General features: G+C 39.6%; 18 protein-coding genes, 1 other RNA gene and 1 pseudogene. 9 read left to right on the top strand and 11 right to left on the bottom strand.

Going from position 1 to position 21,039, the window contains the following annotated elements; all coding sequences use genetic code 11:
• Positions 1-69: 69 nt before the first annotated feature.
• The 3 genes from N523_RS0114380 to N523_RS0114370 all read right to left on the bottom strand — a co-directional run bounded on the left by N523_RS0114380 (position 70) and on the right by N523_RS0114370 (position 2,473).
• On the bottom strand, positions 70-477 hold the full coding sequence (locus tag N523_RS0114380) for a phosphate ABC transporter substrate-binding protein (RefSeq protein ID WP_013465492.1): 408 nt from the start codon (positions 475-477) through the stop codon (positions 70-72).
• Positions 478-489: 12 nt separating this feature from the next.
• Positions 490-1,635, bottom strand: coding sequence for a porin (locus N523_RS0114375; protein ID WP_013465491.1), 1,146 nt, complete (start codon positions 1,633-1,635; stop codon positions 490-492).
• 241 nt (positions 1,636-1,876) lie between these two features.
• Positions 1,877-2,473 (bottom strand): LuxR C-terminal-related transcriptional regulator, encoded by a 597-nt coding sequence (locus tag N523_RS0114370; RefSeq protein WP_028834017.1) that lies wholly within the window; start codon positions 2,471-2,473, stop codon positions 1,877-1,879.
• Between the two features lie 374 nt (positions 2,474-2,847).
• Between N523_RS0114370 and N523_RS0114365 the strand changes: the two genes are divergently transcribed.
• Positions 2,848-5,070: a TonB-dependent receptor gene (locus N523_RS0114365; RefSeq protein WP_028834018.1), complete on the top strand. Its 2,223-nt coding sequence runs from the start codon at positions 2,848-2,850 to the stop codon at positions 5,068-5,070.
• A gap of 71 nt (positions 5,071-5,141) precedes the next feature.
• Here N523_RS0114365 and N523_RS0114360 read toward each other — a convergent pair whose 3' ends face one another.
• Positions 5,142-5,507 carry a hypothetical protein gene (locus N523_RS0114360; RefSeq protein ID WP_013465487.1) on the bottom strand — a complete coding sequence of 122 codons (366 nt, stop codon included), beginning with the start codon at positions 5,505-5,507 and terminating at the stop codon, positions 5,142-5,144.
• 49 nt (positions 5,508-5,556) lie between these two features.
• On the opposite strand from N523_RS0114360, the gene N523_RS0114355 reads away from it, so the two are divergent.
• Together N523_RS0114355 and ggt are read left to right on the top strand one after the other, a co-directional pair.
• Positions 5,557-6,102 (top strand): GNAT family N-acetyltransferase, encoded by a 546-nt coding sequence (locus N523_RS0114355; protein ID WP_028834019.1) that lies wholly within the window; start codon positions 5,557-5,559, stop codon positions 6,100-6,102.
• Between the two features lie 111 nt (positions 6,103-6,213).
• Complete coding sequence (gene ggt / locus N523_RS0114350; protein WP_028834020.1) at positions 6,214-7,878, top strand: gamma-glutamyltransferase; 1,665 nt, start codon at positions 6,214-6,216, stop codon at positions 7,876-7,878.
• Between the two features lie 77 nt (positions 7,879-7,955).
• Here the strand turns inward: ggt and N523_RS0114345 are convergent, their stop codons facing one another.
• Both N523_RS0114345 and N523_RS0114340 read right to left on the bottom strand, forming a co-directional pair.
• Entirely contained in the window at positions 7,956-9,158 is a 1,203-nt protein-coding gene (locus tag N523_RS0114345) for an aromatic amino acid transport family protein (RefSeq protein ID WP_028834021.1), read from the bottom strand.
• Between the two features lie 302 nt (positions 9,159-9,460).
• Positions 9,461-10,339, bottom strand: coding sequence for a flagellar protein MotY (locus N523_RS0114340; RefSeq protein WP_028834022.1), 879 nt, complete (start codon positions 10,337-10,339; stop codon positions 9,461-9,463).
• Between the two features lie 205 nt (positions 10,340-10,544).
• On the opposite strand from N523_RS0114340, the gene rnt reads away from it, so the two are divergent.
• Positions 10,545-11,219, top strand: a complete 675-nt coding sequence (rnt, locus tag N523_RS0114335) for a ribonuclease T (protein WP_013465481.1) — start codon at positions 10,545-10,547, stop codon at positions 11,217-11,219.
• Between the two features lie 125 nt (positions 11,220-11,344).
• Here the strand turns inward: rnt and N523_RS0114330 are convergent, their stop codons facing one another.
• Positions 11,345-12,970, bottom strand: a complete 1,626-nt coding sequence (locus N523_RS0114330) for a DUF342 domain-containing protein (protein ID WP_028834023.1) — start codon at positions 12,968-12,970, stop codon at positions 11,345-11,347.
• Between the two features lie 249 nt (positions 12,971-13,219).
• Between N523_RS0114330 and ssrA the strand changes: the two genes are divergently transcribed.
• The 3 genes and pseudogenes from ssrA to N523_RS0114320 form a co-directional block, all read left to right on the top strand.
• Positions 13,220-13,576, top strand: a transfer-messenger RNA (tmRNA) gene (gene ssrA / locus N523_RS19415).
• A gap of 180 nt (positions 13,577-13,756) precedes the next feature.
• Entirely contained in the window at positions 13,757-13,924 is a 168-nt protein-coding gene (locus N523_RS19410; RefSeq protein ID WP_081745131.1) for a winged helix-turn-helix domain-containing protein, read from the top strand.
• Positions 13,925-13,990: 66 nt separating this feature from the next.
• Positions 13,991-14,242, top strand: a pseudogene (locus N523_RS0114320) (tyrosine-type recombinase/integrase); the annotation flags it as partial.
• Here the strand turns inward: N523_RS0114320 and N523_RS0114315 are convergent.
• Both N523_RS0114315 and N523_RS19100 read right to left on the bottom strand, forming a co-directional pair.
• Complete coding sequence (locus N523_RS0114315; protein ID WP_028834025.1) at positions 14,232-14,615, bottom strand: hypothetical protein; 384 nt, start codon at positions 14,613-14,615, stop codon at positions 14,232-14,234. The pseudogene N523_RS0114320 and the gene N523_RS0114315 sit on opposite strands and share 11 nt — an antisense overlap.
• A 4-nt stretch (positions 14,616-14,619) precedes the next feature.
• A complete protein-coding gene (locus N523_RS19100; RefSeq protein WP_051440329.1) occupies positions 14,620-15,474 on the bottom strand; it encodes a toll/interleukin-1 receptor domain-containing protein in 855 nt (284 codons plus the stop codon).
• Between the two features lie 430 nt (positions 15,475-15,904).
• Here N523_RS19100 and N523_RS0114305 point away from each other — a divergent pair, with 430 nt between their 5' ends.
• Positions 15,905-16,663 (top strand): sulfite exporter TauE/SafE family protein, encoded by a 759-nt coding sequence (locus tag N523_RS0114305; protein ID WP_028834026.1) that lies wholly within the window; start codon positions 15,905-15,907, stop codon positions 16,661-16,663.
• On the opposite strand, the gene N523_RS0114300 is transcribed toward N523_RS0114305, so the two are convergent.
• On the bottom strand, positions 16,656-17,291 hold the full coding sequence (locus N523_RS0114300) for an NAD(P)-binding oxidoreductase (protein ID WP_028834027.1): 636 nt from the start codon (positions 17,289-17,291) through the stop codon (positions 16,656-16,658). The genes N523_RS0114305 and N523_RS0114300 overlap by 8 nt on opposite strands.
• Positions 17,292-17,582: 291 nt before the next feature.
• Positions 17,583-19,592 carry a bifunctional tRNA (5-methylaminomethyl-2-thiouridine)(34)-methyltransferase MnmD/FAD-dependent 5-carboxymethylaminomethyl-2-thiouridine(34) oxidoreductase MnmC gene (gene mnmC, locus N523_RS0114295; RefSeq protein WP_028834028.1) on the bottom strand — a complete coding sequence of 670 codons (2,010 nt, stop codon included), beginning with the start codon at positions 19,590-19,592 and terminating at the stop codon, positions 17,583-17,585.
• A 179-nt stretch (positions 19,593-19,771) separates the two neighbouring features.
• Here mnmC and fabB point away from each other — a divergent pair, with 179 nt between their 5' ends.
• A complete protein-coding gene (fabB, locus tag N523_RS0114290; protein WP_013465470.1) occupies positions 19,772-20,983 on the top strand; it encodes a beta-ketoacyl-ACP synthase I in 1,212 nt (403 codons plus the stop codon).
• Positions 20,984-21,039: the final 56 nt, after the last annotated feature.

The following is a 21,039-nucleotide window of genomic DNA, read 5'->3' as shown; positions in this document are numbered from 1 at the left end:
TAAAACGTTAAGGGATAAAAAAGCCCGCAATAAAGTATTTATTGCGGGCTTTTATTTTAATTTAGCAGATTAATACTTACCCACTACTTTAACTTTATCACTTACTTTGGCGCTATCGATATAGCCAATTGCATCTGCATTAGCAGCGACAAAATCAATCACAGCTTGGTCATTATCAAGTTTACCCGGCGGTGTGCCTTTACCTGTAAATACGAGCTTTGACCAATAGGCATTTAATTGACTACCCGATTTACCAACAAGTTTGTCGTTAAATTCATCAGCGACTGCAGTGCCATTTTGATTAACAGGATTAACTTTGGTGCCATCGGCAAACGATTTGCTCTTGCCAAGGTATATTTTTTTAATATCGTCTTGGCTTACTGCATTAGCATTCGCAGGGTTAATGATGACTGCAACTTCAGCAAAAACTGCTGAGCTACATAATGTTAGCATGCTGGCTAAAATTAATTTTTTCATGATTCGCTCCAATTAAAATACTAAATCAACGCCAACGGCCACTACGTCGGTTTCAGTATTTGTTATGTCATCTTTTAAGCGGCTAAAGTCTACTTTTAAGGCAGCCATTGGGTGGAAATCATAACGAGCACCAATAGTGTACACATTACTTTTTGCTTTAGAGCCTTCCAAAACTTGGTTAAGGCCAGCATTTAATTGCGGCACAGTTGGGATTGCATTATAACGATTACTGTCATGCTCATCATCGTTATTTTCATAGGTTAAATGAACAAGCCATTCATCCATACGGTAGCCTAAAGATGTGTAATATTGAGTTTGCTTAGCGAGCGCACTGTTATCTACTTCAAACTGTGTGTATTCAGCGTCAAACAAGATATTATTGTAATCAATTGAAAAGCCAAGCGCTAAAAATGCACCATCGTCTTCGTCAATAGCAATACTGTTAGCTTGGTCAACAAAACCTGAGTTACGAAGGGCTTGTTCTAAGCCGTTAAGGGCCATACCTTCGGCCGTATCATTTTCAATCTCAATACTCGTTTCGGCAACAAAGTAAGCAGCGCGAGCACTGAACCAATCGTAACTTAATGTCCAGTTTAACCCTGCAATATCATTAAGCTCGGTATCACCATTTACAGATACTACGGCAATATTATCGTCGAAGCTGCCGTAAATAACCTGTAGAGTAGAGTCCCAATCACCAAGCTGAGTTGTATGTAATAAGCTTAGGCCTTCATAGGTTGAAAAAGGTAAGTTATATACAGACTGAGGTGGGCGCACCCAACGGTAGGTATAGCCAACATCTAAAAAGTCAGAGTAACGATAAAACGGTGCACGCATTTTACCAGCACTGATCTGTAATTCGTCAGATATCTCATAAGTTAAGTATGCCCATTCAAAATCGGCATCAAAATCATTTTCGCCGCGAGCCACTATTTGGGCTGTAGCGGATAGCTTCTCTTGCAAATCAGCAGTTAGCTGAAGAGCAAATACGCTTTCATTTTTGAATGAAATATCATCATCATATCCATATAAAGTTTGATCACTATCGAGCGACTTACCACCGACAATAGAAGCAAACCCATTAATACGAACTTCAGCACTCGCGTTGCTTGTGGCAAGTGCGCAACAAATTGCTACTGCTACAGATAGTTTTTTCATTGTGTATCCTATTTAATTTCATGTGTATCCCGCTGCAGTATAAGATGAGTATTAACTTTTTTCTAATTAAAATTAATAAATTAAGTACTTTTCACTACCTTTTTGCAACAAGAACACATGGCTGTGATTGAAAATTAAGGCTTTTATATTTTAAGGTAATGTAACTAGCTGAGTTTTTTGAATTATTTATGATTAGATAATATTTACTGCAGTACGTATTAAGTAGTAATTATTTTTTAAGTTATAAACGTGAATTTATATTTTTTAGGTTATTTTGACACCAACGAATTGCTTGCTGTTTATTTTTGACCGCTATTTTTTTATAAATTTTATGTAAGTGCACTCTCACCGTCGCTTCACTTATAAATAAACTATCAGCAATAGCACTGGAATGAAGTCCGCTAAAGAGTAGATTGAGTACTTTAATTTCTTTATCGGTTAGGTTAGTTGTTTGCAAAGCGTTTTTTTGCTCTGTATCGAGCATTTGGCGCATCCAAATGTCACTAATGGTCCGTGGAAACCACAATTCACCTTGTTTAATTGCATCTAACCCTCTATTGAACAACTCTTCACTAGTATCTTGATAAAAAAGACCTTTTAAATTTGGCCATTCTTTGAGTGAAGCCGCATCGGTATTTTTAGGGATATTAAAAATAACGAGCCCTTGGTAATTATTTGTATGAATAAATTGGTTTAAAAGTTCGTAATTAGTAAGAGAATTTAGGGCTGAGTAGCATACCAACAATATGTCGTTATTCAATGTAGTAAAAAATAATGGATTATAGTGGTTGTTGTTAAAAAGCATGTTAGCTGATTGTGAGGTCTGTTTTTTTGTCATGCTTTTCACCTAAAAATGGCTTTACTGTAGACTTAAATATAAAGGGTCTTTGGATATTGTCATAATCTCATGTAGCTTTAATGTATTTTTCACAATAAATTATGTGTGCGATTTATGCACAACATGGCTGCTGGCTAATGTTAAAGTCTTAATTTAAAACCAAAGTTGCGTCATTATTGAGATAATTAGTTCAGATTAAAAACTGAAAATTAATTTTTTTGTATAAACTAAAGTTAAATATACATTTTGTAACTTTTATGTAATACAATACACTCCCAGAGGAAAGATGCATCTAAGCATCTTTTTTTATGCCTACAGTTTATGTTTATACAACATATAACGCATAATTAAATTAATACCCTTTGGAGAAAACCTTGAAATTACGCACCCTCTCACAGTTAAGTTTAGCGGTTATTGCAGCCCTAACAACTTCCGTAAATGCACAAGAAGCTAAAACCACTGCCAAACAAGACGCGTTTGAAAAAATTGAAGTTACAGCACGTAAACGTACCGAGAGCTTGTTCGAATCTCCAACTGCAATTACATCAATAGGCGCTAACCTTATTGATAAAGCCAATATGGGTAACTTAGAAGACATTGGCAAATACGTTCCTAACTTAAACATTACTCGTTATGGTGTTGGTAACGCGGCACATGCTTCTGTATTTATTCGCGGCATTGGTTTACAAGATCACATTATAACAACCGATCCCGGTGTAGGTGTTTACCTAGATGGCGTTTACCTAGGTCGCCAAATGGGGTCTAACTTATCGCTTCCTAATGTTGAGCGAGTTGAAGTTTTACGTGGACCACAAGGCACGCTTTATGGCCGTAATACATTAGGTGGTGCAGTAAACGTAATAACTAAGCAGCCTGGTGATGAAGGTATTTTAACGACAACTGCTAAAGTGGGTAGCCGTGGGCGTATTGCTGGCGATATTTACTTTAATAATGCACTAACCAATGATTTAAGCATGTCAGCCAGTGCGTCATACAAACAACGTGACGGTGTAGGTACGGCGGTAAATTTAGCTAACCCTGAAAAAGAAATTGGTGAAGAGCAAGAGTTTAGTGGTCGTATCGCGCTTAAATACGAAGCCACCAGCGACTTAGCGTTTACTTTCTCATTAGATGGGGTTGATAATGAATCAGGTCAATCACCTTATACTATTGAACTAACAGATTCATTAGATTCAAATGATGTATTCAATGGCGATTTCCCATTATTAACTGAAGACTTAATTCCATCGAATCCAGATGATTTAGGCACAACAGTTGCCGGTATTGAATCAACCTCATATTCAGGTTGGGGTACGTCATTTACCGCTGATTGGGCAATTAATAACACGTATACAACTAAGTTTATTTCAAGCTACCGCACTTCTGAGTATGAAGGCGGCTTAGATGATGATGCATCACCACTTAACTTATCTGAGTTCCCAGAAGTAGGCGGTGCAGATCAATACTCTTTTGAAGTTCAGTTAAACGCAACGTTTGATAAAATGGACTTTGTATCGGGTCTATACTTCTTTAATGAAGATGGTTTTACTCGCTCAGAAGATTTTGTATTTAGCCCGTTTAACACGCCAAATGGTCTGTTAAATGATGGAGTTACTCCGTCATTTGGTGGCTTTGGACTTTTTGAAATCAATCAAGAAACAAATTCATACGCAGCTTACATTAACGGTAGTTACGATTTAACAGATGATTTAACAATTGGCGGTGGTCTTCGTTACTCAGAAGATAAAAAAGACGCGAATGCGATTTTCCCAAGCTTTTCAGAGCGTAAATACATTAGTGCAGACTTTAATGCAGTGACATGGGATATTAATGCTTCATATCAGCTTAGCAATAATATGAATGTGTACGGCCAAGTACAAAAAGGCTATCAAACAGGTGGTTTCCCGCCGCGCCCATTTGGTGGTCCAGATCAGTTTGTATCGTTTGATGAAACCAAAGCAGTTAACTACGAAATTGGTTTAAAAGGCCAAGTACATGAAAATGTGTCTATGATGCTTGCGATGTTTGTTACCGACTACACTGACTTAGCACTACCATTTTCAGACCCAACTGCTGGCGGTGGCTTTGTCACTATCGTTGAGAATGCAGGTCAGTCTAAAGCGCAAGGTATTGAACTTGAAACCACAATTGCAATAACTGATGACTTTACTATTCGCAGTGCGGTAGGTTATTTAGACTCAGAGATTACCGAAGTCGCCGAGGGCGTACAAGGTATTGGTAAAGGTGATTCACCAGCATTGACTCCGCGTTGGACAGTGATGGTTGCGCCTTCTTACTTTGTAGATTTAAGTAATGGTGGCACAGTTGCATTGAATGCAAATTACTCATACCGCAGTGAAATGCAAGGTCAATCAGTTTTCAATAAGAGTGAAACGATTGATTCGCGTGAGCTAGTAGGCTTTAATATTTCTTACACTAACCCATACGGTGATATGGAAGTGACGTTATATGGCGAAAACGTATTAAACGAAGTTTACGATGTAGGACGTCTACAGCAAACTGGCTTTGTTGGCGTTATGCGCAGTAATGATCGTAGTGAGTTTGGTTTAAAATTCAAAAAAGACTTTGAACTATAATCTATATTTTACTTTAAAAGTAAAACAAAAAAGGTAAGCCATGGCTTACCTTTTTTTATGGTTAAAAATAATTAACCTTCTTTATGTTCTTTACGTGCCTGCTCAATTTCTGCGGCAATTTCACGTGCTTTTTGCTTGGTTTTTTCAGTCAGCTCGCCAGCCGCTTCTTTGCTTTTAATCCATGCATCAACAGCTACTTCTTTGCCGTCGTCGTACATGTCTAAGCCCATTTCTTTACTCTCTTCAAGTAGCTCATTTAATGATTCATCATTTTTAAGCTCATTGGTTTTTTCCTTTACTTCATTCCAAGTTTCATCAAGCTTTTCTTTCACTTGAGCGCTTGTTTCTTTTGCATCTTGTTTTACTTCGTTGGCATCTTCACAGCCAGTTAACGTAATTAAAGTGCCTAATAAAGCTAAACCTGCTAATTTCTTCATTTACTATCTCCTTTAGAGAAAATTATATTTCAGGGGTAACTATACAACAATGAAAATGAACATAGCTGTAACAACACGATTAAGTTTTAAATTAATGGACGAACATGATTGGCCGCAATTATACGAGCTCGATCAAGACCCAGCCGTTATGCAGTATTTAACACAAGGTAAACCCACTTCGCTTGAAGAGATAAAAACAGTCAGTATTCCTAGAATGCTTGCTTATCGTAACGAGCAACAAGGGTGGGGGTTATGGCAAGTAACCTTGCGTGAAAGCAATACCTTTATAGGATGGGTGCTTGTTCGGCCGATGGGCTTTTTTTCAGATACGCCTGATTTTAGTGATATTGAAGTGGGCTGGCGGTTTAAGCAAGCGAGTTGGGGCAAAGGGTATGCTATCGAAGCGGCAGGCGCTATTTGTTCAGAGCTTGAAAAACAACGCCAAGTAAAGGCAATTAGCGCTACAGCACTGACCTCAAATGTTGGCTCAATTAATGTTATGAAAAAACTCGGTATGCAGCTTAAACATTATTATATTCATACAGAGGATGGCTCAAATTTAACAGCCGTACTTTATTCAAAGTCATGTGGATAATCTAACAACAATCCTAAGCTCTTTAAATGTGGCGTATAAATATTGACCTAGTGTTTGTTACTGTGCATTAATGTTTGCCATCAATGTATAAAAATAACCTAAGGATATGGGATGGGATCACTTTTTTCACCACGCAAGCTAATTATTAGCAGTGTCTTAATAATACAAGTAGGCTTTTTTAATGTAGCGGCTAAACAAAGTGCGGTGGCGATGCCCGACACATTTAGTGCGCACGCTGCAAAAGCCGTGTTAGAGCAAGGCGGCAACGCGATTGATGCAGCTATTGCTGCTCAGTTTGTATTAGCCGTTACGCTCCCCGAAGCGGGTAATATTGGTGGCGGTGGGTTTATGCTTATCCATAAAGATGGAAAAGGTGATTTTATAGATTACCGCGAAACCGCGCCCAGTGCCGCGCATCGCGATATGTATTTAGATGAGCAAGGGCAAGTAATTGAAAATAAATCTATTTACGGCATACACGCTAGTGGCGTGCCTGGCAGTGTCGCAGGGATGTGGTTAGCCCATAAAAAGCATGGTACGTTACCGTGGAAAGCGTTAGTGCAACCTGCGGTAACATTAGCAGAGCAGGGCTTTGTTGTGCCTGAAAAGTTGGCTCAGCTGATTGAGGACTATATAGCGCATCTAAATAATAAAAATATTAAAGTAAACTTTGCCAGTTATTTTGCTACAGCTACGGCAGGTGCGCTTTTTAAACAACCAGAGCTAGCTGCCACACTCAAACGCATTCGCGATGATGGTCAAGATGGCTTTTATCAAGGTGAAACTGCCGCAATTATTACAAAATTTATGCACCAACATGGCGGGATCATTAACCAAGATGACTTAAAACGTTATCGTGCTAAATCGCGGACTCCTATAAAAGCGAACTGGAATGGCTACCAAGTGCTTACTTCACCGCCACCAAGTTCAGGCGGCATTGCTATATTGCAGTGGCTGAAAATGTATGAGCTTAAAAAACCAACGTCCGCACAACAACATAATTCAGTAGGGTATGTGCATTTATTGGCTGAAATAGGTAAGCGAGTATTTGCCGATAGAGCAGAATACTTAGGCGATCCTGATTTTTACCAAGTACCTACAGCAAAACTACTTGCAGAAAACTATCTTAAAAACCGTAGTAACAGTATTGATTTAAAGGCTATTTCAACCACCGAAAATATTAAACCTGGTTTAAAAGAAAGCGAGCAAACCACTCACTTTTCCATTGTCGATAACATGGGTAACGCTGTAGCTAATACCACCACCATTAATTTAGGCTTTGGTAGTGGTGTGGTGGTAGAAGGCGCAGGCTTTATTTTAAACGATGAAATGGATGACTTTAGCGCTAAACCCGGGGTTATGAATGTATTTGGTGCCATTGGCGGCAAAGCAAATGAAATTCAGCCGCATAAACGTATGCTCAGCTCTATGACCCCCACTATTTTACTCAGTAATAATCAGGTGAAAATGGTAACAGGGTCGCCAGGTGGCACTACTATTATTAGCTCGGTGTATCAATCGATAGTCAACGCGATTGAATTTAATATGAGCGCCGATGATGTGGTAAATAGCCCGCGTTTTCATCATCAGTTATGGCCAAAAAATGTTATCAGAGCACATGCCGGCTTGGAGCCATCAGTAAAACAACAGCTTATAAAAATGGGTTACACAGTGGACGAACGCCACTTTGGTGATATGCATGTGATTATTAATCATAATGGCAAATTAGATGCGGCGTCAGAGCAAAGCGGTAGAGGAAAAGCAATCGTGTTTTAACGTTAGCGTTTGCATGGCAATCCCCCCAAACTCTTGTTTGGGGGGATTGCCAATAGAGTATTACTTATTATTGGGTATTAACCTATTGCAGGTATTAGCCCTGCCATTTGCAGGCATTGCGCACTAATAATTGAAATGCCACACAAAGCGGCTATGGCTAAACCAATATTACCGCTTCGTACTTTATAACCGCTTTTTTCAACGCCTTGACGCTGTTTGTACACCATACTCACCGGCAAAAATACAGCCAATATCACCAATGCAATGGCGGCATAACCTAATGCCATAATAAACCCTTGCGGATAAAATAAGGCAAACCCAAGAGGAGGAATAAAGGTAATAAATGCGGTTTTTATTCTATCTGCGCCCGTATCTGCTTTTTTGAATGTGTCGGCAAAAAAGTCAAATAACCCCAAGCTTACCCCTAAAAATGACGTTGCCAGCGCTAAATCAGCAAAAAGCTTAACCGCTGTAGAAACGCTCGTGTTGTTAGCAATATTTGCCACACTGGCTACAAACCCAGTTAACCCTTCGCTTTGTAGTAATTGATCTTGGCTCATTATGCCTTGGCTTAATACTTGCCAAAATACATAAATAACCAGTGGTAAAGAGGCGCCTGCAATCATAACTTTGCGTAAGGTTTTTATGTCAAGGCCAACGTATTTAACAATAGAAGGAATAGAGCCATGAAAGCCAAAAGAGGTAAATACCACCGGAATAGCCGAAAGTATCAGCCCTTGCTCAACCGGCATTTCAAGTAAGTGCTGGCCATGCACATAAGGCGTAAGCATATAAAATAAGCTACCCAATACCACTATTTTTATACTAAACAGCACTCTATTAAGCTTATCTACCTTGCTGGTGCCTAAAGTGACAACACCTGCAATCACCACCGCTAAAATAACGGAGCCTAACTGTGGGGCAATACTTAAGTTAAAACCAGTGTTTATACGTTCTTGTAGCTGGGCTCCGCCACCTGCTATGTAGGCCGCGCATAACGCATAAAATAAAAATATCATTGAAAAGTTAGCCACATACTGACCGCGCTTACCTAGCCAAAGCTTAGCCAAGGTATTTAAGGTGGCGTCGCGAGGGGCGTATTGATGTAGTTCCAACATAAGTAAAGCGGTGTAGGTCATAAGTAACCAACAACCGATAATTAATACCATCGCGGTATTAAATCCAAGCCCTGCAGAGGCGATAGGCAGGGCAAGCATACCTGCACCTATGGTGGTTCCTGCAACAATTAACATGCTACCTATTGTTTTATTTTTAAGCACTTAATGATCCTGATCAAACGTGAGAGACACGCAAGATATAACTAGTTGTGTAAAACTTAAATAGTTTTGTCATAAAAGAGACAAAATAAAATGTAATCTTCTATTTACAACTGTATTAAAAAAGCCAAAATCATCAAAAAAAGGAAATTTAACTTATTAATATAAATGAAAAAATAAAAAGCTAAATGTTAATAATTAAAAGGGAGGTTGTTTGCTATGTATAAAATAGGCATCACAAAAATGGTATGTATTGACCGAAAGCGTTATCCATTACACCGTCGGTCGAAAAGGAATACGACAATTTACATTTTAGCGATTTGAATCACTAAGCGGCGGTTTTTATCACGGCCTAAAATATTGTCATTAGTATCTACAAAGCGTTTTTCACCAAAGCCTTCAGTAACCACTTTAGCTTCATCAACGCCTAAGCCAACCATGTAATCTTTAATCTCCTTAGCACGCTTTCTTGATAAATCGAGGTTATTCCAGCGACCGCCATAACTATCGGTGTACGATGCAATACTAATTGATTCTATACTCGGGTCGTTTTTTAAATACTCAGCAATTTTATCAAGGCGTTGCTGAGATGATTTGGTTAATTTACTGCTATTGGATTCGTAGTTCATTATAGTGAACGAAATATCTTCAAAATTATATGGCAGTAATTCGTCGCGACATTGTAAAAACGCCCAATAAGCTTGTTTAAAGTTGATATTAGATATTCCCACGGCAATTTTGTCGGCACTATTTTGCCAGTCTTGATAGTAAAAGGTAGGTTGGTTGCCTTTTTCAAGTTCAGTTAGCATTTCCCACGCTGTTTTATTACCTAGTTCACCATCAAACTTTTTAAGTAATTTCATATCAGCAATATCACGGGCAGGGCGGCCTGCTCGCCAGCTAGGTGGCACCGCTTTCAAACCGGCAATCGCGTAATCTTCTGGGCGCACAACCATGTCTAAATTAAAGGTGAGATCTTTGTTTTTACTGGCTGATGCTTTAAAAACGGCTTCACCATAGTAGGGAACTTCATGATTTAATTGGCATTGTAAGCGAGTTGTTTTAACCAAGTTCCAGTTTGAATTATCTTGGTTAGCCGTGTACTGGCGCATTGCCGCAGTTGTATTCAAACTACACAGCACACTACTAATGCTTAGGCTAATAAATAACAACTTACACTTCATTGAGAATTCTCCAGTTATCTAGCTTTGCCAAAAAAGTGACAAAAACCGTAAAATATTACGCAACAGTAAATAATTCAGCGCAAACGCTAATTACAAAGCAAGTAACATGCCTATAGTTTAACTGTAATTAATCAATAAATCCCCTAGCCGACAGGCCACCAATTTTGACATAATAGACAGCTAATCCCTATAAACCAAGAATACTATGGCAAATACTGAGCAAACACTTTTCGCACAACGCTTTCGTGGCTTTTTTCCTGTGGTTATTGATGTTGAAACCGCCGGTTTTAACAAAGAAACCGACGCACTACTAGAAATTGCAGCATCCGTTTTAAAAATGGATGACGAGGGATTGCTTAGCATAGATCATACTGTTCATTTTCATGTGCAACCGTTTGAGGGCGCAAACATTGAACAAGCCGCCATTGAGTTTAATGGTATTGAGCCTTTTTCAGCACTGCGAGGGGCAGTCCCTGAAGAAGAGGCGATTAAAGAAATTTGTAAAGTAGTGCGCAAAGCGCAAAAAGCTGCAGGGTGCCAGCGCTCAGTGGTGGTTGCTCATAATGCTGCTTTTGATCATGGCTTTTTAAATGCGGCTATTGAGCGTAATAATATTAAGCGCACACCATTTCATCCGTTTGTTAGTTTTGATACCACATCACTTGCAGGCTTGGCATTAGGGCAAACAGTATTGGCTAAAGCGTGCCGCGCGGCAGGAATAGAGTTTGATAACAAACAAGCACACTCTGCGTTATACGATACAGAACGCACCGCTGAATTATATTGTTTAATTGTTAATCGTTGGCAGCAACTAGGTGGTTGGCCACTTGCTATAGATGAAACACAACAAAACGAAGACGAAGTAAGCAACCAAGATTAGCATAAACTCAGCTCATATTAATGAGTGTTCACTGTGTGGGCTGAGCCAGTCTTAATATGTGTTATTAAAACGATTGCGTTATTTTACCTTCACTGTGTGGGCTGAGCCAGTCTTAATATGTGTTATTAAAACGATTGCGTTATTTTACCTTCACTGTGAGTGATTAAATGTGGTGGATAATTACGCGAAAAGCTAATTGATTCTCGTGCAATTTTAAGCTCCACCCCGGGGTGCATAAGCTCATTAACTTTCAAACGACTGAGCGCTAAAAGCTGCGCCATTTTCTTTCTTAGCAACTGCTTTTGCTGACTGATACTGGCGCTTCGGTTTGCTATGTGTTCTTCATTCGTTGTTATTTTATTCAAAAACTGCTGACGCTGTGCGCTTGCAACTTGTTTATTAATTCGCTGGCGCGCTTGCTGTAGTTCAATTGACTTACTGATTAAAACTTTTTCAAAGTCAGTGATTTGCGCTTGTTTTTGTTTTAGCACATACCATCGCTGTGCGATGCAAACACGGGTTCTAGTTCCTGCTGGTGCGCCCAATTCACCTGTTTCAATGCGCATTGCGTCTAGAATATGACCACCAATAATTTTCCCTTTAGGATCTTTTGCGCTGCCAACCCTAATTAAATTTCCAGCACTCAAGTCACAATGTAATGATTGGCGTTCTATTAATAAGTTTTGCTCCGTTTTTATGTCACAGTATTGAGAGTAACCAAGTGCAACGGTTCGTTTAGCAAAAATAGAACAGGTGAATGGCTCATCGGCTTCTCGTTTTCTGCCAATTGCCCCCTTTACTATTGTGATGGCGTTATTACTTTTTAACTGCGCCGATTCAACAAAACCTAAAACAGTAATATCGCCGGTAGCAGTCACGCGCATGCCATCTTTTATATCACCACTGACTATAATACTGCCATCAAATTCAACATGGCCGGTACTTGGGTCAATATTATGAAAACATAAAACATCATCAACACGCATACCACGGGGAAGGGCAACCGGTACACCAGTACAGTCGGCAATTAGTAAGTTGGGGTTATCGGGCGCAATTTTAGTACCGTCAAAAGGTTGTAATTTATGCTCTTTGCCAGGGATTGCAGTTAGCACATCTCCAAACACAGTAAAGCCATCAACTCCCGATGTTGCTGGAATACGCCGCATTAGTTCACACCCAGGTTTTACAGTAATAATATCACCTAGGTTTCTCATATCGACTTTACCACCGCCCTTAGCTTGCGGGCTAAGTACGCGGTCTTGCGCTGTGCAGCAAAGACGCACAAATTTGGCATCGTTACCCACTTTAGGCGCGCGACCAAAAGCGACTTCAGCGCAATGCGTGCTTCCTGAGGGTTGTTCAAATTGTTGTGCCAATAACTGTTCTAATGCATGAGAGCTAATACCTTTTACAATGCCTGCCTGAGCTAACACGTCAATTGCTTGTTCCATGTTAAGTAATTTACCGCCCTTAGCAGTAATAAGGGTAGCTTCAACAAGCATATTTTTTTCATCAATGTTAATGGTTAGCTTTGCATCAATGGCTTGAGCAACCACCAAAGAGGGGGTCTCTTCGTCGTTATTTTGAGCAAACAACTTACCAATATTGCTAGCAATAATGTCACACTCGCAATATTCTGACTGCCTAATTAATTCAATAAGCTGTGTTGCTGTTGAGGCTAAACCTGAGACATTAGGGTGGGAGAGCAAAGAGATATGCCCCGTTTGCTCATCAAAAGAAAAAACCGACATTTATAAATCCTCTAGGTAATATGCCTGTTATTATTTTTTATAATCTATTAGACCAAGGTCTAGCCCTACATTTGAGCATAAAGCATCATGCTTGTTAAGTAATTGTTTCTTAATTATCCAATATTTTACATTTAAAAGTGTGTTTGATGCAGGATTAACCAACCAATAAAATAAAACGCCTAAGGTGTTGAGTATTGATGGGTTACTCAGTTATACTGCTTGCACGCTCTGAATGAGTAACCTTATTCAGGGGCTGATTAGGATTCGACGGAATTCAAGAAGCCCAAGGTGCATGTCGAGGTGCGGTTTGCCTCGTAAAAAAGCCGCAATTTAAAGTAATCGCAAACGACGATAACTACTCTCTAGCAGCTTAGGCTGGCTAGCGCTCCTTCCATGTATTCTTGTGGACTGGATTTTGGAGTGTCACCCTAACACCTGATCGCGACGGAAACCCTGGCCGGGGTTGAAGCGTTAAAACTAAGCGGCCTCGCCTTTATCTACCGTGTTTGTCCGGGATTTAAAGGTTAATTAAATGACAATACTAAACATGTAGTACCGACGGTCGAGGCTTTTCGGACGGGGGTTCAAATCCCCCCAGCTCCACCAATAACGGTTTTTAAATTCGTTTGTTTAAAAACCCTAAAAAACCCGCAACTTGAGCAATCAAGCTGCGGGTTTTTTTATGGCTAAAATTTAATTAAAACAATTGATTTGTTTGCAGTCTCGGGTGTACTAATAAAATATTAAATGATGGTTTAAAATTATCTTTTTGATAAAGGTATTTTGATGTTTATTCAACAAGTCCTTTATATAACTAATACACAACTTGCTGAAAAATGTGGCAAATCTCAAAGCACTATTGAAAGGCGCGTAAAGTTTTTGAAAGGCGCAGGCTTGATAACTCGTATTGGCGCTAAGAAAACAGGGTATTGGCAGGTTAATTCACCCGTTTAACATTAAACAGCAGCTAAACTAGTAATGCGTTAAACGAGTGCAGTTGTTTAATCAGCTCTCAAAAAATCAGGGCCACTGTTCGCAGATTGTCGAAAGGCGTTTGAAAGGGCAGTAAATAAAACAGATATTAACTTACCAAAGGGGCAGTGCAGCCATGTTCTACGGCATACTTTTGCGAGTCATTTTATGATGAACGGTGGTAATATTTTGGTACTACAGCAGATACTTGGTCATGCAAAGATTGAGCAAACCATGGTTTACGCGCACTTTGCACCAAGTCATTTGGAAGATGCTATTAAATTTGGACCTAAGATATAAAACCAAAGTAGATAAAAGCTATTTGTGCTATATAAAAGGGGGCTATTGTTATTGATACTACTTTAGATAGTACGGAACTAACCCCGTTATAAAACTCACTATTATCCAATGAATAAGAGGTCATTCCTGTTTCGGCAATGACTTTATTATAAAGATCTCTGAAGGCTTTTTCTTGAGATAAATAATAAGAATCTAAGCACCAAAAAAGAGCTATAGGGAGTAGCATAAATAAGTCATCAGCTATGCCCTCACCTTTGGTTGCAAGCCCAACAATAGCTGTTGAAACTGTGAGAGACCATCCTTTTAATAGAAATGAATTATTAGCCATTCTAGTGATGATTTGCTGAATAAATTCTAAATATTTTTCGGACATTGTGTTAATCCTTATTTTGATAACCTAAATTAGTTAACTCGTATAAATAATTTAATGCTTCATGAGGGGAAAGTTTATTTTCAGTACTATAATAGAACCACTCTAAGAATTTAGACTCATTTAAATTGTTTAAGTGTTCCATAGGCAATTTGTATTTTATATCAATAGAGTCATTTGCTGATTTAGATAAAGAATCGTTAAATTGTATCTTTCTTGAGGTTGAGGAGATACGTTCAGGATATACTTTTCTGGCTTTGCTCGAAAAATTTAGCTCTGACATAAGCCAAGGTGAAGTACTATAACTTTCAGAATTATATAATTTAGATGAATCACCTCCTTGGTAAATTGAGTTTTCTGAATTGAAGAAAATTAAGCATTCTGATTTATCGATAACATCAATTAATGCTGCGTTGAGCATTAAATATACATTTGAAGTGGTTTTATTTCGAGTTTCATAGGAGTATGTTTGAGTAGTGTTATCATAAGCATACTTATTATCTATTTCTTTGAGTAGTTTATCAGCAAAACCCCAATATATAGAGTCTATGAATACGTTTAAGCCGCATTCCATTTTTAAAAGTAGAGCAAAAATGATTGCAAGGGGTTCATCTTTATGTGAATGAGAAATAAATATGTCGAAATGGTCAGATGGAAACCAATCACCAATAATTTTATCTCCATCTAAAACATCTTTACTCTCTATTAAGTGCGCTCTCAATTTTTCAAGCTGTAGTTTTGGGTTGGAATAAAACTCTTCATTCAAATATGACTTTAACTGAGTGTTCTCATCCAGGAGTTCTTTAATTTTTATTATATCTTTATCTTGAAATTTAAGTTTTAAGTTGAAAGCTTCAAACATAAAAAATCCATTTATTTGATTGTTGCCCACATAGTGCCCAAATACAAAAGATTTCACAATAACTAGGTAGATATCATAAGTAAATAATATATTTTTAATGTAAGTTTTTGTTTTTATTTTTTATTTATATGATCGAAGCTTTTAGGGCAAGGGGCAAATCCCCCCAGCTTCACCAATAACGGTTTTTAAATTCGTTTGTTTAAAAACCCTAAAAAACCGCAACTTGAGCAATCAAGTCGCGGGTTTTTTTATGGCTAAAATTATTGAATTTATTGTAGTTTGATTTATCTTGCGCTGACCGCTGACCGCTGACCGCTGACCGCTGACCGCTGACCGCTGACCGCTGACCCCGAACCCTACAACTAATAGACTAGTCGCTTACTTACCTATTTTTTGTATTATGAGCCAATGATTAACTGCGAGCTTTGATATGGATATTTTTACAGCTGAACACATTTCGCCTTTAATTTCGCTGTTACTCATTGTACTGGCGGGGTTTACTTCGTTTGTATCGGCCGCTTTTGGTGCGGGCGGCGGGTTAATGCTGTTGGTGGTAATGGCGTCGGTTATGCCTATGGCGGTGGTGGTGCCGGTTCATGGTTTAGTGCAGTTAGGCTCTAATGCCAATCGATTATTGTTAAGTATTGCTCATCTTGATAAGCCGATGTTGTTGTATTTTACTCTGGGTGGGTTAATTGGTGCCGGGTTGTCGAGCCAAGTAGTGAGCGATATTAACCTTGATAGCATGAAGCTGTTTGTGGCTTTATTTGTGATTTATTTACTGTGGGGAACAATCCCTGAATTTAATAAAGACTCACGATTAGGGCGTTTAATAGCGGGTTTAATTACGGCATTTATTTCTACTTTTGTGGGAGCAAGTGGGCCTCTGGTGGCAAGTTATTTACACATTAATCATTACGATAAGCTTAAATTTACCGCGACTTTTTCAAGTATTATGACCTTGCAGCATAGCTTAAAAGCCGTTGTTTATGCGGGGCTGGGTTTTAGCTTTTGGCAATGGTTGCCGTTAACACTGGCGATGATTTTAAGCGGAGCCATTGGCACTTGGTTAGGGATTCGTTTACTTAAGCGGCTCTCGGTGGCACGTTTTAGGGTTATTTTTAAAGTGATTTTAACTCTGCTTGCCATGCAGCTTGCATGGCAAGGGGTGAGTGTAATGCTTACTTAATAGCGGCTTTTATTGGTTTGTCTCCCTCAAATAACTCAAAAATACGATTGCTATTAAATGAGTTTGTAGCAACGTGAAGCAATGCGTTGGCTACATTTTCGCGGCTAATTTTAGCCTTTGACTGATCGCTAGGACGCTCTGTTGTTACTTCCAAAGAGGCACTTTCGTCGGTTAATGTTCCTGGGCGGACAATTGTATAATTGAGTCCACTGTGAATTAAATGCTCATCGGCCATATGTTTTGCTACAAGATAAGGCTTTAAGTCACTATCTATCGCATCAGGATCGTCTGCACCAATAGAGCTGACCATAATAAAGTGTTTTACACCGTGCTCTTTAGAATAAGTTGCTGCTTTTGTCGCTGCCCACAAATCAATAAGTACGGTTTTATCTGTGCCTGTACTTCCACCTGAACCTGCTGCAAAGATAACTTGGTCGCAGCCATTAATGGCACTTGAAAAGTCACCTTCTAAATCCTGTTCAACAATACTTAAAAATGGGCTATCTAAATCACGCAGTTTGCTTTTGTCTCTTACAAGTGCAACAACATTTTGCTCATTTTCTAAAAGTAGTTTGGTAGCCATTTTACCAATTTGACCACTTGCGCCAATAATTAAAGTCTTACTCATAATTAATTCCTTCTCAATATAGTGTAAAGATTGTTCGTACAAACAGACCTTGGGGTAGGAAATTATTTTTAAAGAGTAAATGGGATTTAAACGAGCTTATTTAAAAAAAACATATTAGTGAAAAGTTATTACTTAACTGAGTATTAAAATTAGCTATTTTTTAAGGCGTTTTTTAGAACTTTTTACTCGATCATTATACTTACTTCGGTTACAAAGCTACGGTGGTATAAGCCAATACGTACACTGCGTTCTTGGTAATTACAGTAAAGGGCTTTGTAGGTATTATTACCTTTAAATTTTATTGCGAATAAGGTCACGAACAATAAAGCGGCCTGGGTGAATAGCTTGGCTTACGCGTTCGCTTAGTGGGCGAGGTTCATTGTTTAAACTACTAATTAGGTGCTCGGCAGATAGCGGTGCACTGCATAATGCTCGCGCGCCAAAGCCGGTAAAAATATGCAGGCCCTGTTGTGGTTTTTTTAATGCTTGGTATTGATAGCGCTTACCCAAACGTAAATTAGCAAATGCATGTGTATAGTCAGTTTGCTCCACCCATTCACCGGCCATAGGTAAGTGATCAATAAAACTACAGCGAACAGCGGCTTTAGCAGAGCTAATATCGCCTAAGCTGGTGGCAAATTCAGTGTTGTTATAAAAGCTCAGCAGTTGCTCGCGGTTGGTTTGATTATCTTGCTCGGTCACTTCACGGCTTTTACTGTTTTTTTCAAAGGTGGCGCCCATACAATGGTGATCTAAATAAGCGGGGGTGAAATACCCCTTGTGACACAACACGGTTTTTAGCTTACGTGATTGCGTGCTTGCTTGAACATGTGACACCTGTCCGCGTACGCCAACAATAGGGAGCGTTTTAGTTTGCGCAAATGCATCGCTGTGTTCACCGGCGCAAATAATCACATCGCTAAAGGGGCCAAATGTTTGTTTTTGCGTGGTTAAGTACCAGCCATCGGGTTGTTTGTTAAGTTGCTCAATGTGGCAATTAAATAGGCTCTCAAACTCATTTAATTGCTGTGCGGCATCTAACATAGCACTGACTAACTGGGGGGGATTAACCCAGCCGCCTTGTTCAAAAAACACCCCTGAGTAACCTGTTTTAACCCCAGCGATAGCATCACCCTCATCAGCAGTCACATTTCGCATAAGCTGCTCTGGCCACAGTTGTTTATCAGCGAGATTTTGATGACGCTCTGCCAATGGTTTTTTTACTGCATGTTGCAGCACACCACACCACTGGTGATCAAACAAAAAGCCATTGTTGAGTAATTGATTGTAAAGCCGCTTTGCGTATAAAAAACTATGGGCAAATAGTTCACTGTGTGGCGAATTTTTTGCTTGTAAATGCGGATATATCGCCCCTTGTACATTGTGAGATGCCCCCATGGCCGGTTGTTTATCTTGGCAAAATAAGTGGCTTGGTATACCGCGTTTCGCGAGGCTATAAAGAATACAACTGCTCGCTATACCACCGCCAATAACAGCCACATTGGTAAGGGGAGAGAAGTGATGCTCAAAATAGGCGGGGGCCGATTGTTTTGAATTAGCCTGAGCGAGTGTGCCAACTAGCATCTCTCGTTTTCGGCCAAAGCCTTTGGCTTTTTGCATGCTAAAGCCCGCTTCAATTAAACCACGGCGAACAAAGCCCGCAGCGGTAAACGTGGCTAATGTGGCGTTGCTTCTAGAAATATCAACCATGGCGTTAAATACACTTTGCTGCCACATATCAGGATTTTTACTCGGTGCAAAACCATCTAAAAACCATGCGTCAACGAGTCCACTTTGTGGGTAGCTCATGCTATTAATACATTCCAGCACATCACCAAAGTAGAGGTCGAGCACCACAAGGCCATTGGCAAATTCAAGGCGATGACAACCGGTTAAATTAATCGGGTAGTGGGAGACGAGTTGGGCGCTTAAATGACTTAAACTAGGCCAAGCTTGCAAGGCTTGTTTTAAATCATTTACGCTAAGTGGATATTTTTCAAAAGAAATAAAATGCAGTCGTTGCACGTTATTAGACTGTTGACTTTGAACTTGTGGGCATTGCAGGTGGTCATAAAACTGCTGCCATGCATTTAAAAAATTAAGCCCTGTACCAAAACCGGTTTCGGCTATAACAAAGTGCTCACGGTCATGATTTTGTAACCGTGACTCTATATTGTTTTGTTGATAAAACACATAATGAGACTCAGCGAGGCCGTCGTCATTAGAAAAATAAACATCATCAAAGTCATTAGCAACCGGTGTCCCTAAATCATTAAAGTGTATGTGGGCGTTTTTTATCATGACCAATTCAATTTTATAGATAATTTTTTAATTATTTTACGTGTTTTCTTTGAAATAGTCTGGCGTTATTTATAAGCTGTAGGTTCAGAGTACAAGTGTACGCTAGAAAGCTGACCACTTAGGTGATTAAATTCGCGTAAAATAGAACACAATTAAGTATTAAGCTAAGGGAATTACCCATGAGAAGAGCCGTAATAACAGGCATCGGTGTTGTATCAAGCATCGGCAATAATAAAGAAGAAGTATTAGAGTCACTAAGAGCGGGTAAAAGCGGTATTGCTTTTAACCAAGAATTTGCTGATTACAAATTGCGCAGCAATGTATCAGGTAAAATTGATATTGATGTTAAAGAGCATGTTGACCGCAAAGCAATGCGCTTTATGGGTGATGCAGCGGCTTATTCTTATATTTCAATGGCACAAGCGATTGAAGATGCGGGCCTTAGCGACGAACAAGTATCAAACGAGCGCACTGGTTTATTAGTGGGTTCTGGCGGCGGTTCATCAAAGTGGCAAGTAGAAGCGGCCGATATCCTTCGCGAAAAAGGCGTTAAGCGCGTTGGCCCTTACATGGTGCCACGTACTATGGCGAGCACCACCTCGGCTTGTTTAGCAACGCCATTTAAAATTAAAGGCGTTAACTATTCAATTAGCTCTGCGTGTGCAACCTCTGCGCATTGTATTGGCCATGCCGTTGAGCAGATTCAACTAGGCAAGCAAGACGTTATTTTTGCAGGTGGGGGTGAAGAACTTCACTGGACGCTAGCGATGGAATTTGACGCTATGGGCGCGCTTTCGACTAAATATAACGACACACCTGAAAAAGCATCACGTACATACGATGCTAACCGTGATGGTTTTGTGATTTCAGCCGGTGGCGGTATTGTGGTTGTTGAAGAGCTAGAACACGCACTTGCACGTGGCGCGCACATTTATGCTGAAATTACCGGTTACGGCGCAACCTCAGATGGTTACGATATGGTTGCACCATCAGGTGAGGGCGCAGTACGTTGTATGCGCCAAGCAATGCAAAACGTTGATAGCATTGATTACTTGAATACCCATGGTACGTCAACACCCGTAGGCGATGTGAAAGAGCTGGGCGCTATTCAAGAAGTATTTGGTGGTAACTCGCCAATGATCAGCGCAACTAAAGCAATGACAGGCCATGCACTGGGTGCGGCAGGTGTACATGAAGCCATCTTTTCATTGCTAATGCTTGAGCATGGTTTTGTTGCACCATCTATCAATATTGATGAGCTTGATGAGCAAGCAGCGGGCTTGAACATTGTAACTGAAGCCAAAGACGTTGAACTAAATACGGTTATGTCTAACAGTTTTGGTTTTGGCGGCACCAATGCCACATTAGTAATGAGCAAATACAAAGGCTAAGTAAACCTTTAACTATTTTAAAGCCGAGCAAAATGCTCGGCTTTTTCGTTTGTGCA

Source organism: Pseudoalteromonas sp. 23_GOM-1509m (genome assembly GCF_000518425.1).
Classification (GTDB): Bacteria; Pseudomonadota; Gammaproteobacteria; order Enterobacterales; family Alteromonadaceae; genus Pseudoalteromonas; species Pseudoalteromonas tetraodonis.
This window is presented reverse-complemented; position numbering and strand designations above follow the sequence as displayed.

Excerpts from the sequence above, each read along its gene's own strand:
- N523_RS0114380 (WP_013465492.1), bottom strand. The coding sequence starts at position 477 with ATGAAAAAATTAATTTTAGCCAGCATGCTAACATTATGTAGCTCAGCA.
- N523_RS0114375 (WP_013465491.1), bottom strand. The coding sequence starts at position 1,635 with ATGAAAAAACTATCTGTAGCAGTAGCAATTTGTTGCGCACTTGCCACA.
- N523_RS0114370 (WP_028834017.1), bottom strand. The coding sequence starts at position 2,473 with ATGACAAAAAAACAGACCTCACAATCAGCTAACATGCTTTTTAACAAC.
- N523_RS0114360 (WP_013465487.1), bottom strand. The coding sequence starts at position 5,507 with ATGAAGAAATTAGCAGGTTTAGCTTTATTAGGCACTTTAATTACGTTA.
- N523_RS0114355 (WP_028834019.1), top strand. The coding sequence starts at position 5,557 with ATGAAAATGAACATAGCTGTAACAACACGATTAAGTTTTAAATTAATG.
- ggt (WP_028834020.1), top strand. The coding sequence starts at position 6,214 with ATGGGATCACTTTTTTCACCACGCAAGCTAATTATTAGCAGTGTCTTA.
- N523_RS0114340 (WP_028834022.1), bottom strand. The coding sequence starts at position 10,339 with ATGAAGTGTAAGTTGTTATTTATTAGCCTAAGCATTAGTAGTGTGCTG.
- rnt (WP_013465481.1), top strand. The coding sequence starts at position 10,545 with ATGGCAAATACTGAGCAAACACTTTTCGCACAACGCTTTCGTGGCTTT.
- N523_RS0114330 (WP_028834023.1), bottom strand. The coding sequence starts at position 12,970 with ATGTCGGTTTTTTCTTTTGATGAGCAAACGGGGCATATCTCTTTGCTC.
- N523_RS19410 (WP_081745131.1), top strand. The coding sequence starts at position 13,757 with ATGTTTATTCAACAAGTCCTTTATATAACTAATACACAACTTGCTGAA.
- N523_RS0114315 (WP_028834025.1), bottom strand. The coding sequence starts at position 14,615 with ATGTCCGAAAAATATTTAGAATTTATTCAGCAAATCATCACTAGAATG.
- N523_RS19100 (WP_051440329.1), bottom strand. The coding sequence starts at position 15,474 with ATGTTTGAAGCTTTCAACTTAAAACTTAAATTTCAAGATAAAGATATA.
- N523_RS0114305 (WP_028834026.1), top strand. The coding sequence starts at position 15,905 with ATGGATATTTTTACAGCTGAACACATTTCGCCTTTAATTTCGCTGTTA.
- N523_RS0114300 (WP_028834027.1), bottom strand. The coding sequence starts at position 17,291 with ATGAGTAAGACTTTAATTATTGGCGCAAGTGGTCAAATTGGTAAAATG.
- mnmC (WP_028834028.1), bottom strand. The coding sequence starts at position 19,592 with ATGATAAAAAACGCCCACATACACTTTAATGATTTAGGGACACCGGTT.
- fabB (WP_013465470.1), top strand. The coding sequence starts at position 19,772 with ATGAGAAGAGCCGTAATAACAGGCATCGGTGTTGTATCAAGCATCGGC.